This window comes from Hydrogenophaga sp. (genome assembly GCF_018780075.1).
Taxonomy (GTDB): Bacteria; Pseudomonadota; Gammaproteobacteria; order Burkholderiales; family Burkholderiaceae_C; genus Hydrogenophaga.
This window is the reverse complement of the sequence record NZ_JADMKB010000088.1, coordinates 1-11746: the sequence shown is the minus strand read 5'-3', so window position 1 is coordinate 11746 and position 11746 is coordinate 1. Positions and strand designations below refer to the sequence as shown.

General features: G+C 70.5%; 14 protein-coding genes. 9 read left to right on the top strand and 5 right to left on the bottom strand.

Going from position 1 to position 11746, the window contains the following annotated elements; translation table 11 throughout:
- On the top strand, positions 1-477 hold a 477-nt coding region (locus tag IV088_RS14820; RefSeq protein ID WP_291103435.1), incomplete at its 5' end, for an XRE family transcriptional regulator.
- 30 nt (positions 478-507) lie between these two features.
- On the opposite strand, the gene IV088_RS14815 is transcribed toward IV088_RS14820, so the two are convergent.
- Positions 508-1560, bottom strand: coding sequence for a GlxA family transcriptional regulator (locus IV088_RS14815; protein ID WP_291103432.1), 1053 nt, complete (start codon positions 1558-1560; stop codon positions 508-510).
- Between the two features lie 118 nt (positions 1561-1678).
- Between IV088_RS14815 and IV088_RS14810 the strand changes: the two genes are divergently transcribed.
- From IV088_RS14810 to IV088_RS14790, 5 genes are all read left to right on the top strand, one after another.
- Positions 1679-2413: a sterol desaturase family protein gene (locus IV088_RS14810; protein ID WP_291103430.1), complete on the top strand. Its 735-nt coding sequence runs from the start codon at positions 1679-1681 to the stop codon at positions 2411-2413.
- Positions 2414-2470: 57 nt separating this feature from the next.
- Positions 2471-3781 (top strand): tetratricopeptide repeat protein, encoded by a 1311-nt coding sequence (locus IV088_RS14805; RefSeq protein WP_291103427.1) that lies wholly within the window; start codon positions 2471-2473, stop codon positions 3779-3781.
- On the top strand, positions 3778-4083 hold the full coding sequence (locus IV088_RS14800) for a DUF2917 domain-containing protein (protein ID WP_291103424.1): 306 nt from the start codon (positions 3778-3780) through the stop codon (positions 4081-4083). The genes IV088_RS14805 and IV088_RS14800 overlap by 4 nt, the downstream gene beginning before the upstream one ends.
- Before the next feature lie 210 nt (positions 4084-4293).
- On the top strand, positions 4294-5172 hold the full coding sequence (locus tag IV088_RS14795; protein ID WP_291103421.1) for a ProQ/FINO family protein: 879 nt from the start codon (positions 4294-4296) through the stop codon (positions 5170-5172).
- Complete coding sequence (locus tag IV088_RS14790) at positions 5169-6443, top strand: MFS transporter (RefSeq protein WP_291103418.1); 1275 nt, start codon at positions 5169-5171, stop codon at positions 6441-6443. Before IV088_RS14795 ends, IV088_RS14790 begins: the two co-directional genes overlap by 4 nt.
- Here the strand turns inward: IV088_RS14790 and IV088_RS14785 are convergent.
- Genes IV088_RS14785 through IV088_RS14775 form a run of 3 tightly spaced genes read right to left on the bottom strand, consistent with a single transcriptional unit; the run spans position 6395 to position 9704 of the window.
- Entirely contained in the window at positions 6395-7696 is a 1302-nt protein-coding gene (locus IV088_RS14785) for an FIST N-terminal domain-containing protein (protein ID WP_291103416.1), read from the bottom strand. The genes IV088_RS14790 and IV088_RS14785 overlap by 49 nt on opposite strands.
- A 26-nt stretch (positions 7697-7722) precedes the next feature.
- Positions 7723-8811 carry a PhaM family polyhydroxyalkanoate granule multifunctional regulatory protein gene (locus IV088_RS14780; protein ID WP_291103413.1) on the bottom strand — a complete coding sequence of 363 codons (1089 nt, stop codon included), beginning with the start codon at positions 8809-8811 and terminating at the stop codon, positions 7723-7725.
- A gap of 53 nt (positions 8812-8864) precedes the next feature.
- A complete protein-coding gene (locus tag IV088_RS14775) occupies positions 8865-9704 on the bottom strand; it encodes an enoyl-CoA hydratase/isomerase family protein (protein WP_291103410.1) in 840 nt (279 codons plus the stop codon).
- A gap of 205 nt (positions 9705-9909) precedes the next feature.
- Here IV088_RS14775 and IV088_RS14770 point away from each other — a divergent pair, with 205 nt between their 5' ends.
- The 3 genes from IV088_RS14770 to IV088_RS14760 all read left to right on the top strand — a co-directional run bounded on the left by IV088_RS14770 (position 9910) and on the right by IV088_RS14760 (position 11315).
- Complete coding sequence (locus IV088_RS14770) at positions 9910-10296, top strand: TraR/DksA family transcriptional regulator (RefSeq protein ID WP_291103408.1); 387 nt, start codon at positions 9910-9912, stop codon at positions 10294-10296.
- A gap of 38 nt (positions 10297-10334) precedes the next feature.
- The gene (locus IV088_RS14765; RefSeq protein ID WP_291103403.1) at positions 10335-10694 is read left to right on the top strand and encodes a hypothetical protein; all 360 of its coding nucleotides are present in this window, start codon (positions 10335-10337) and stop codon (positions 10692-10694) included.
- Between the two features lie 180 nt (positions 10695-10874).
- Positions 10875-11315, top strand: a complete 441-nt coding sequence (locus IV088_RS14760; RefSeq protein WP_291103400.1) for a VOC family protein — start codon at positions 10875-10877, stop codon at positions 11313-11315.
- A gap of 151 nt (positions 11316-11466) precedes the next feature.
- Here the strand turns inward: IV088_RS14760 and IV088_RS14755 are convergent.
- The coding region (locus IV088_RS14755; protein ID WP_291103398.1) for a fumarylacetoacetate hydrolase family protein at positions 11467-11746 on the bottom strand (280 nt) is incomplete at its 5' end.

Below are 11746 nucleotides of genomic sequence, written 5' to 3'. Positions count from 1 at the left end.
GTGGTGGCCGACAAGAAGCTGCTGCTGGTGGCGATCTGCGTGCTCAGCCAGTGGACGCTGGAGCAGATGACGGCGAGCTACCGGCTCAGCGAGGCGGACTGCGTGAAGTACCTGGTGCAGCTCGACCGCATCGGCATCATCGAACTGCGGCCCCTGAACCGCTACCGCCTCAAGCTGGCCAAGACCTTCCGCTGGCGGCCGCACGGCCCGGTGATGAACTACTTCCGCGACCATGCGCTGCTCGACTACTTCGCGGGCGGCTTCGACGGCAGCGGCGAAGGGCTGATGCTGGTGCACGGCTCGGTGAGCCGCACGCTCGCGCCGCTGTTTCTGGAGCGGCTGCAGCGCGTGGCGCAGGACTTCGCGCAGCAGCACCAGACCGACCAGAAACTCGCCGACAAGGACCGCGAGGGCTACACGCTGGTGCTGGCGATGCGCAGCTGGGAGTTCGAGGCGTTCGGTCGACTTCGCCGCTGAAGGTCACGCCCATCCCACCGCGCAGGGGGCTCACCTGGGCGAGCGCCCCTGCTGCAGCACCTCACGCAGGCCCGCAAAGCGCCTGCGGTACTGGGCCGGCGTGAGGTTGACCTCGCGCTTGAACAGCCGCGCGAAGTAGCCGGCGTCCTCGTAGCCCACCTGCTCGGCCACGGACTCGATCGAGTCGTCGCTGGCCTCCAGCAACTGCTTGGCCTCTTCGAGCCGCACGTTGTGCACGTACTGCAGCGGTGACAGGCCCGTGGCCTGCTGGAAACGACGCACGAAGGAGCGCTCGGCCAGGCCCGAGAGCCGCGTCATCGCCGCCACCGGGCTCGGCTCGCGGTAGTGCTCGGCGGCCCAGAGCTGGCAGCGCGTGATGACCGCGTCGTCGGATTGCCGGCTCGCCGAGAGACGGGCAAACGGCTGCTGACCGCTTTCGTGCCAGTCGATCAGGTACAGGCGCGCCATCTGCATCGCCGCCTCGATGCCGACCAGCCGGGCGATCAGGTACAGCGCGAGGTCCTGCCAGGACGTTCCGCCGCCGGCCATCACCAGGCGCTGTCCTTCGCCCGCCGCCACCAGCGCGCGCCGACTGTGCAGGCGGATGCCCGGGTGGCGCTGCGCCAGCACATCGCAATACGCCCAGTGGGTGGTGGCGTCCTCGCCTTCGAGCAGGCCGGCTTCGGCCATCAGCAGCGCGCCCGAGCAGGCCGCCGCGATGATGGCGCCACGGGCATGGGCTTCGCGCAGCCAGGCCGCTTCGGCCCGGTAGCGCCCGCGCAGGTCGGCGCTCGGCACCACGAACACCTCGGGGATGCAGATGACCTGCGGGTTGGCGGCGTCGGCGATGGCGGCATCGGGCACCAGGTGCACGCCGTTGGCAATGGTCAGGGGCAGGCCATCGGCCGAGACGATCTGCACCCGCAGCGACGGGGTGCCTGGGCGATCCTCAACCACCAGGGGCCAGTCGCGCCCCACGCCCATGAACATGTCGCTCATCCCGAACAGCACCGAGGCCGTGACCTCGGGCAAGGCCAGGATGGCAACGGTGGTGAGCACGGGGGCACCGTCGGGGTCGGACATGGCGGTTTTGTCGGATGGGCGTCGGTTTTGGCTGCAGGTGAAAACGGGGGGTCTGCCTACATTGGCTGACCGATTCTAGAACCGCATGCCCTGTTCATCACCCCTGTTGGAGTACCCCGTGTCCTGGCCCGAAATTCTCACGCTGGCGGTCCTGCCCGCCTTCCTGCTGCTCGACTTTGCCACCCCCGCCACCGCCAGCCGCTCACGCTGGTGGCGCTCGCGAGCCTCGCTGGTCACCGCCGCGAACGTCTGGCTCACCCTGTGGGTGGGCGAGCTGTGGGGCCGCTTCCTGGGTGAGCTGCATGTGTTCAACGGTGCGGTGCTCGGCACGGTGGGTGGCGCGGTCGTGGGCGTGGTGGTCTGCGAATTTTTTCACTACGGCTACCACCGTGGCGCGCACCGCTTCGATGCGCTGTGGCGCCTGGGACACCAGATGCACCACAGCGCCGAGTCGCTGGATGCCTGGGGCGCCTTCTACCTGCACCCGCTCGATGCCGCGCTCTTCACCACGCTCTCCAGCACCGTGCTGTTCCCCTTGCTCGGCCTGAGCCCCGAGGCGGGGGCCTGGGCGGTGGCGGTGCGGACCTTCCTCTCGGTGTTCCAGCACGCCCGCGTGCGCACTCCGACCTGGCTGGGCTATGTCGTGCAGCGGCCCGAGAGCCACGCCATCCACCACCAGCGTGGTGTGCATGCGCACAACTACGCCGACCTGCCGCTGTGGGACCTGCTGTTCGGCAGCTTCCGCAACGGGCCGGCACACGGCCCCTGGCCCGAAACGGGTTTCCACGACGGCGCCTCCGCGCGCATTCCCGAAATGCTGGCGTTCCGCGACGTGTCGCGCGCCAGGCACTGATCCCATTCCTTTTCCTTTTCCTTTTCCTTTCCCCCACCCCCACCTTGGAGCATTCCCATGACCACGAAAGACGCTGTCGGCCACACCCTCTCGGGCGGCAACACCCATGCCCTGGACCTGCTGGAGCAGGCCCTGCACCAGTTCCGCTGCTTTGCCGACAACCCCTTGGCCACCGCTGAAGCGGCGCTGACCGAAGCCCCCGACCTCGTGATGGCCCAGGTGCTGCGCGCCTGGCTGTACCTGCTGTCCTCGGAAGCGGCTGGCGTGGCGCCAGCGCGCGAGGCCCTGGCCGCCGCGCGCGAGCTGCCGCACAACGAGCGCGAAGCCTGGCACCTGCGGGCCATCGCGCAGCTGTGCGACGGCCAGTGGCACGCCGCCGCGCTCACGCTGGAAGACCTGAGCGTGCACCACCCGCTGGACGCGCTGGCCCTGCAGGCCGGCCAGCAGCTCGACTTCTTCCTGGGTGACTCGCGCATGCTGCGCGACCGCATCGCGCGCGCCCTGCCCGCGTGGTCGGCCACCCTGCCCGGCTGGCACGCGGTGCTGGGGATGCAGGCCTTCGGGCTCGAAGAAACCGGCGACTACGCCCGCGCCGAGCGCCTGGGGCGCCAGGCCGTGGACCTGCAGCCCCGCGACGCCTGGGCGCAGCACGCGGTGGCCCACGTGCTGGAGATGCAGGGCCGGCGCGACGAAGGCATCGAGTGGATGCGCGGCAACGAAGGCTGGCAGACCGACAACTTCCTCGCCGTGCACAACTGGTGGCACCTCGCGCTGCACCACCTCGCGCAGGGTGACCTGCCCGAGGTGCTGGCCCTGTACGACGGGCCGATCCACGGCCACAACCCCGAGGTCCACGTGGAGCTGGTGGACGCGAGCGCCTTGCTGTGGCGGCTGGATCTGCAGGGGGCCGACGTGGGCGCGCGCTGGGCGCACCTGGCCGAGCGCTGGGCGCCGTTTGCGGGCGATGGGCACTACGCCTTCAGCGACTGGCACGCGGCGATGGCCTTCGTGGCCGCCGGGCGCGAGGACCTGCTGCAGACGCTGCTGCAGGCCCAGCGCCAGGCCATGGCCAGCGAGGGCGACAACGCGGCCTTCACGCGCGAGGTCGGCTCGGCGGTCACGCAGGCCTGCATCGCCTTCGGCCAGCGGGACTGGGCGCGTGCGGTGGCCCTGCTGCGCCCGGTGCGCAGCCAGTCGCACCGCTTCGGCGGCAGCCACGCGCAGCGCGACCTGATCGACCTCACGCTGATCGCGGCCGCGCAGCGCGGCGGCCAGAAGGCCCTGGCGCGCGCCCTGGAACAGGAACGGCAGGCGCTCGCGCGACAGCGCCGGCCCGAACGGCTCGCGGCCCTGGCGGTGGCGTTGTGAGGCGGGCCCTGCACGCGCAACGCATTGCGCTGCCCAGGTCGGCGCTGTACCCGATCGGGCACCCGCTGGGCTGGCGCATCGAGTGCGAGGCGGGCACGGCCTGGGTCACGCACGACCACCACCCGCGCGACATCATGCTGACCGCCGGCACGGGCCACACCTGCGAGCACCCCGGCCGCGTGCTGGTGCAGGCGCTCGATGACATCGTGATCCGCGTACAGCCTCCAGCCCGACGGCCGCAGCCACCGGGGCTTCTCGCATCGATCGCCAGGGTGTTCACGGGCCGTCAAGCGGTGTGCTGAAGCGCCTGATCGTCGATTCACCGCACCGGATCGACACGGCGGCGGGACGGCACCGGCGGACCGGCGAAGCCGGTTTCGTGGTGCCCTGGCGGGGAGGCATTTCGCTCGCTGCACGCCGGTTTCAGCGTGCCCGGATTTGGGTTCGCTGGTGCGGGCTGGCATGATGTCGGGCTTGCCCGGGAACCGGGCTTCTTTTATGTCTGATCTGCCATGACCGCCACCGCCCACGACACGCCCGACAACGCCGCACCGGCACCCGCTGAAAGCCCCGCTGCGCAGCCGTCCGGCGCCGCCCGCCCGCCCCGCCGCAACGAGGGGCGCAACGGGGGCAACCCGGGTGGCCGCAACGGCGGGGGCCGCCGCCCACAGCGCCCGGCCAACGCCGAGCGTCCCGTGGGCCAGGCGCCCGCGCGCCAGCACCCGGTGCTGGATCAGCTGGCCACCCTCGTCCCCGTGCTGTTTGGCGAGACGCTGCTGCCGCTCAAGCGCGGCATCTACGAAGACCTGCTCGCGGCCCACCCCGATGTGCTGGACAAGGACAGCCTGAAGGCCGCGCTGGCACTGCACGCGCGCTCCTCGCGCTACCTCACGGTGGTGGCCTCGGGCCTGCAACGCCACGATCTGAGCGGCCAGCCGGTGGAGGCCCTCACGCCCGAGCAGGTGCACCACGCGCTGATCGAGGTGTTCCGCCGCCGTGGCGCGCGCAGCCGCGAAGACCTGCGCCCCAAGCTGCGCCAGCGCATCCTGCAGGCCTATGAAGCCTCGGGCCTGCCGCGCGACGAGTACGCCCAGCGCATGCGCGGCCGCGACGAAGAGGTGAACCAGCTCACCCAGGACGCGCTGGCCGTGGCCGCGACGCGCGAAGCGCGTGAAGAAGCGCTGCTGCGCGCCTTCGACGCCAGCGGCAAAACCGTGGAAGCCTTTGCCGACATGTACGGCATGCACGTGCTCGACGCCAACCGCACGCTGGAGCGCGCCCGCGCCCACCTGGCCCGCCAGGCCCTGGTGCCCGCGCCGGACACGGCCGTGGTGGCCAGCGCGGCCAACGAAGCCGACCCGGCGCCAGAGGCCCCTCCGACCGCAGCATGAACCCGCGCCCGCCCGACGCCAGCGCCGAATCACCCTACGCGTGGTGCCGGTTGATGGTGTCGCTGGCGCTGATGACGCTGGGCGGCGTCGGCATGTACTCGGTGACCGTGGTGTTGCCGCGCATCCAGGCCGATTTCAACGTGGCGCGCGGTGACGCCTCGCTGCCCTACACCCTGACCATGGTGGGCTTCGGCCTCGGCGGGGTGCTGATGGGCAAGCTCGCCGACCGCTTTGGCGTGATGGTGCCGGTGCTCGGTGGCTCGGTCGGGCTGGGTCTTGGCCTCATCGCCGCCGGCGCGTCGGGCAGCCTCTGGCAGTTCAGCCTGGCGCAGGGCCTCCTGATGGGCCTGCTCGGCACCTCGGCCACGTTCGCACCGCTGGTGGCCGACACCTCGCGCTGGTTCACGCGGCGTCGCGGCATCGCGCTGGCGATCTGCATGAGCGGCAACTACCTGGCCGGCGCGGTCTGGCCGCCGGTGATCCAGCACTTCGTCGAGTCCCACGGCTGGCGCCAGACCTACATGGGCATCGGCGTCTTCTGCCTGGTGGTGATGCTGCCGCTGGCCCTGGTCCTGCGCCGCCGGCCGCCCGAGCTGCCCGGGCCGGTCGCGGCGGTTGCGTCACCCGGCCCGCAGGTGAGCACCGAACGCCCGCTCGGCCTCTCGCCCGGCACGCTGCAGGCGCTGCTGTGCGTGGCCGGCGTGTCGTGCTGCGTGGCGATGTCGATGCCGCAGGTGCACATCGTGGCCTACTGCACCGATCTCGGGTTTGGCGCCGCGCGCGGCGCAGAGATGCTGTCGGTGATGCTCGGCATGGGGATCGCGAGCCGCCTGATCTCGGGCTGGATCTCCGACCGCATCGGCGGCCTGCGCACCCTGCTGCTGGGTTCGGTGCTGCAGGGTGTGGCGCTGCTGATGTTCCTGCCGTTCGACGGGCTGGTGCCGCTCTACCTGATCTCGGGCCTGTTCGGCCTGTTCCAGGGCGGCATCGTGCCGAGCTACGCGCTGATCGTGCGCGAGCACTTCTCGCCCGCGCAGGCCGGCGCGCGCACCGGCACCATCCTGATGGCCACGCTGTTCGGCATGGCGCTGGGCGGCTGGATGTCGGGGGTGATCTTCGACCTGACCGGTTCCTACCAGGCCGCGTTCATCAACGGCATCGGCTTCAACCTGCTGAACCTGGCGATCGTGGTCTTCCTGCTGCGGCGCGCGCCGCGACACGGTCAGGGTGCCGGAACGGGCGCCGTGAACACGGTCAGCACGCCGGTGTAACCGTAGAGCTGCTGGTGGGCGATTTCGCCGCCGGCGAAGAAGCCGACCAGCGGCACATCGCCCAGCGCGCGGCGCACGATCTGCAGCTCGGCGCTGGGCGCGCCAAAGTGCAAACCGCCCCGTCCCGAGCAACTCACGTACACCGCGCCCACGATCTGGCGCGAGGCGGCGGGCGCTTCCGTCTCGGACGCGTCGCCGGTGGTGGCGCTCAGGCTCAGGATTTCGGGCTCCAGCTCTTCGCGGATCTCGCTGCACACGCGCACCAGGTCGGCGCTCGCGGCCTTGGCGTGGCGCTCGCAGAACGCGAGCTGCGCGCCCAGCGGCGGGTGCTCGGCGATCGCCACGCCCTTGCGCGCCGGGTCCAGGCCGATGATGTGGCGCACCAGGACCTCGGGGCCGAACTGGCCGCGAACCTGGCGCCGCAACGCGCCCTCGCCGTCGGCCAGGCGGTGCTGCGGCAGGGTGAGGCCCACGAGGGTGCGGCGCAGGCGCTCCATGGCCTGCTGCGGCTGGGCCAGCGACACGCCCAGCTCGCGCAACAACACGTCGAGCGCGGGTTCGCCGTCGAGTTCCAGCACCAGGTTGCCGTCCACGGCGGTGATCTCGCGCTCGCGGTCCACGGGCTGCGCGCCCTGGGTGACGCGCGACACCAGGGCCACGTCCGGCCCGAAGGCCACACCGCTGAGCCCGCCCGACAACACGCCGCCGGCCGCCCCCTGCCCGTTCAGGTTGCCGGCGCTGCTGGCCGCGAACTGCACGCTGGCCGAGCGGCTGCCCACGAGCCCGCCGAACACGTAACCCGACTGCGTGCGCTCGGCCACCTCGGCAATGAGTTCGGCGAGATCGTTCGAGCCGGGGTCGGCGTGCAGCAGCGCGGTGTGGGCCACAAAGCCACCGGGCTCGGAGCCGCTCGCGGGCAGCGGCGCCACGCCGCTGAACACGCGGTACTGGTCGGGGCTCAGGTCGCAGAGCATCACGGCGAGCGCGGGCTCGTCGAAGTACTCGACGTTGTTGGCCGCAATGCCCACCCCCACCGTGCCGGCCCAGTCGGTCACCTCGGGCAGTTCGGCACTGAGGTGACTGAGGATGTCCTGGGCCTGTGCGGCGTAGTGGTCGGTGATGTAGAGCAGGGCCAGCGCGGGCGCGTGGGCGTAGGTCGGCAGCGCCATCTGCGCGCGCAACTGCGCGAGCACCAGCGCGGCGGCCATGCGCCATTGCGGGTGGGTGGCGTGGGCGTAGGGAAAGAGCTTCATGCGGGGCGGTTTCGCGGGCTGGGCGCTCAGCGGCGCGCAGCGGGTTTCTTTTTGGCGGCGGCCTTGCGCGCGGCCGGTGCGGCGGCGGGCTTCTGGGCCGGCATAAAGCCGGGAAAAAAGGCGGTGGGCATCGGCCAGTCGCCGGTGGACAGGGGCTGGGCCGCCACGGGCGCCGGGCTGGCGGCCGGGCGGCGCACCGGCTTCTTCTTGGCGGCGGGCTGGGGTTTGGCTTTGGCTTTCGGAGCGGGCGCCGGGGCTGGGGCCTTGGCCTTGGTCGGGGCCTTCTTGCCGCTGACCGCGCGCACCGCTGCCTGGCCCATGCCGGCCGCCATGCCGACGTTGCGTGCCACGCTGTCGCCGATCTTGCGGCCCGCCTTGCCGGCCATGCCGGTGGCGGTTTTCACCGCCTGCTCGGTCAGGCCGCTGGCGACGTTGCGCGTGGCGTCGAGCGCGCCCTGTTTGGCCACGTCTTTCATCGCCGTGGTCGCGATCTGCTGGAACTGCTGGGACAGCGCGCCCCACCACTGCAGCGGGTCGATCACGCCGCCGGTGAGCGCGGACGGCTCGCCCGCCGCCGCTGCGGTGGCCTTGCGTGGCGTCTTCACCGGCTCGGGCGCGGCGTCTTCTTCGGGGGCTTCGTCATCCGCGTCTTCCTCGTTGTCTTCGACTTCCGGCTCGGGCGTCCGCTCGCCATAGGTGCGGGGCGGGATCTCCAGACCGGCAAACCCCTTGGGCGCGGCGGGGGCCGGCGCGACCCCGGCGAAACCGGCCATCGCCTCGGTGGCCTTGAGCTTGAGCGAATTGGCCACGTCGCCCAGGCTGAAGTTCATGGTCTTGAGCGTGGCCAGCGTCATCTTCTGCACCTCCAGCGCCTGGATCGTGGCGGCCAGCGCCTTGGCGTTCTGGTCGAGCCAGAACTGCACGGCCTTGAGCTCGTCGATGCGTTTCTCCAGGTCTTCGACGTTGAAGGTGGGGGCCACCCAGTTGCCGAGGTTGGGCATCTGCGGCACGCTTTTGCCCAGGCCCTGGACCACCCCGCCGGCGGCCTGCCCCGCGAGGTTTTGCAGGAACTCGAAACCGGGCACGAATTTGCCAAAACCGCTGGCGTCGCTCATGGCTGTCTCCTCTGGGGTGATCGGGGGGAAAGGGTCGCCGCCGGATCGGGCGCTCAGTCGTCCACGCCGTACCGGGGCGCGCGGCGCTCACGCAAGGATGCCACACCTTCGCGCACATCGGGACCGGCAAAACCCATGAATTCCAGCGCCAGCGAGGTGTCGAACGCGGGGCCGGCCTGGCGCAGCCAGTTGTTGAGCGAGTACTTGGTCCAGCGGATCGCGGTCTGGCTGCCCGAGGCCAGGCGGTCGGCGACCTCGTGGGCCTTTTCAAGCAGCTGCGCCTCGTCCACCGCGAGCGACACCAGCCCGATGCGCTCGGCCTCTTCGCCGCTGATCGGCTCGCACAGCATGAGGTAGTACTTGGCCTTGGCCAGGCCACAGAGCAAGGGCCAGACGATGGCCGCGTGGTCGCCGGCCGCCACGCCCAGGCGGGTGTGGCCGTCGACGATCTTGGCGCTCTTGGCGGCAATCGAGATGTCGGCCAGCAGACCGGCCACCAGGCCCGCCCCCACGGCCGGGCCGTGCATGGCGCTGACGATGGGCTTGTCGCAGTTGATGACGTTGTAGACCAGGTCGCGCGCTTCCTTCCACACGCGGGTGCGCACCTCGAAATCGGTCGCCATGTCCTGCACCAGGGCCAGGTCGCCGCCGCCCGAGAAACCCTGGCCGCTGCCGCGCAGCACGGCGCAGCGCACGCTGTCGTCGCGGCCCACGTCGCGCCAGATTTCGCTGAGCTCCCAGTGGCCGTCGTGGCCGGCGGTGGGCAGCTTGCCGTTGCCGCCCGGGCCGTCGGCGCGCATCTGGATGTCGAGCACCGAGGGCACGCCGTTCACGGCGGGGCCGCGTCGGGTGATGGCGAGGGTCTGGTAACGGCTGTAGTCGACGGCGGACATCAATGGCACTCCTGGGAAAAGGGTCGGAACACCCGCCCGATTCTGCGTCGGATTCGCCGGGCGTCCGCCGGGGATTTGCCCCTAGCCCATGCGACCGCGGTGGCACAGATTGACGTTGGTCAAGGCAGCGCACAGACGGCGGGCGCAACATGGGTTCACAGTTCAGGAACCGCCTTTTCAGACCACCGATTCACGAGGAGAACCCATGACAACCCCTCTCTCAGACACCTTTGCCCAACAGCTGCACGGCCTGCGCGCAGACGTGCTGGCCCAGTTGCGGGCGCAGCGCGGCGGCCAGATCGGCCGCGCCGAAGCGGCCGCCGAGGCCCGCGAGCATGAAAGCGACGACTGGGCCAAGGCCGACACCGAACGCGACCTGGCCATTGCGCTGGAAGAGCGCGAGTCGGCCGAACTGGTCGCCATCGACGCCGCGCTGCAGCGCATCGCCGACGGCAGCTACGGCCTGTGTGTCGACTGCGGCGACGCCATCGCCAACGCCCGCCTGCACGCCAGCCCCACGGCCCTGCGCTGTGTGGATTGCCAGGACAAAGCCGAACAGGCCGGCGGCGCGGCGCGCCCGGCCGGCCACTGACCCCTTTCCACACCCACTTCTTTAAAGGAAACCCCTGCATGACCACCTTCCACGCCGTTGTCTGGATGGACCACACCGAAGCCCATGTGATGATGTTCGACAAGGAGCACGTCGAGGCACAACGGATCAAGGCGCGCAGCCACCACACGCCCAAACACGGCCACGTGGGCGCCGACAAAGACTTCTTCAAGCAGATCGCCGACGCGCTTGCCGGCGTGACCGAGGTGCTGTTGACCGGCCCGGCCAACGCCAAGATCGAGTTCCGCGATTTCTGCAAGCACAACGCCCACGCCATCGACAAGGCGGTGGTCGAGGTGGTCGAGGTGGTCACCACCGATCACCCGAGCGACGCCCAGGTGGTCGCGATGGCGCGCCAGTACTTCAAAAGGTTGGGGTAACTCCCCCCGCGCCGCTTCGCGTCACCCCCCAGGGGGCGGCACTGGCCGTCCGGCAGAGCCGGCCCGGCGGTGCCCTGGGCTGAACCGCTCCATGCGTTGCGGGTCGCGCTTCGACACGATGGAACACGGAAGAGAAAAGCCCACTGGCACTCGCCGGTGGGCTTTTGTTATTCTGCGGCGATGTCCACTCAGCCCTCCGCCCTGCCCGCGCGCAGCCTGTTTCACTTCGCGTTCCACGTCACCGATCTCGACGAGGCGCGCCGCTTCTACGGCGGTGTGCTGGGCTGCACCGAAGGCCGCAGCACCGAGACCTGGGTGGACTTCGATTTTTTCAGCCACCAGATCTCGCTGCACCTGGGCGAACCGTTCAAGACCACGCGCACCGGCAAGGTGGGCGAGCACCTGGTGCCGATGCCGCACTTCGGCCTGGTGATGCGCTTGCCCGAGTGGCAGGCGCTGGCGGCGCGCCTGCAGGCCGCGGGCGTGGACTTCGTCCTGCCGCCGCAATGCCGCTTCGAAGGCCAGCCCGGCGAGCAGTGGACGATGTTCTTCTTCGATCCCTTCGGCAACCCGATCGAGGTCAAGGGCTTCGCCACGCTGGACGCGATGTTCGCCAGCTGAGCGGTCACCCCGCGCGGCGGCGAAGCCCCGGTCCGCGCCGACAAAGGCGCGGGACGCTTGGGGGCCGGAGAATCCAGCGCCGGGTCGCCCCAAGCGGGATTCGCCCCCCCCTCGTGGGGCAGCGACCCGCGCAGCGGCGGAGCGCGGGGGCTTACTTCTCCAGCGGCGCGATCGTCTGGTCGATGGCGCCGAAGATGCTCAGGCCGTCCTTGCCCTTCATCTCGATGCGGATGGTGTCGCCGAACTTCATGAATTCGGTGCTCGGCTGGCCGTCGAGGATGGTCTCGATGCAGCGCTTTTCGGCAATGCAGCTGTAACCCTTGGGCCAGTCCTTCTTGCCGTCGATCTCGATGCCTTTGTTGCTCACCGTGCCGCTGCCGACGATGGAGCCGGCGCGCACGTTGCGGGTCTTGCCGATGTGGGCGATCAGC